The organism is Streptomyces sp. GESEQ-35 (assembly GCF_017948485.1).
Classification (GTDB): domain Bacteria; phylum Actinomycetota; class Actinomycetes; order Streptomycetales; family Streptomycetaceae; genus Streptomyces.
The window spans coordinates 1-238 of the sequence record NZ_JAFFSX010000114.1; the positions used below are offsets into that span (position 1 = coordinate 1).

Annotated in this window: 1 protein-coding gene; it reads left to right on the forward strand. The window is 72.3% G+C overall.

What is annotated here, in order from left to right:
- On the forward strand, nucleotides 1-238 hold a 238-nt coding region (locus KCH87_RS48585), incomplete at both ends, for an acyltransferase domain-containing protein (protein WP_210594482.1).

Below are 238 nucleotides of genomic sequence, written 5' to 3' on the forward strand. Positions count from 1 at the left end.
CCTCGCCGTGCTGGACGGCCGGGAGGACGTCTCGCTGGCGGCCGTGAATGCCGCCGAGTCGGTGGTCGTCTCCGGCGACCCCGACGGCGTGGCGGAAGTCGCCGGGCACTTCGCCTCTCTCGGCCGGCGGACGAAGGCGCTGCATGTCAGCCATGCCTTCCACTCGGCGCACATGGACTCGGTGTTGGAGGAGTTCGCGCAGGTCGCCGCCCAGGTCACCGCACATGCCCCGCGGCTG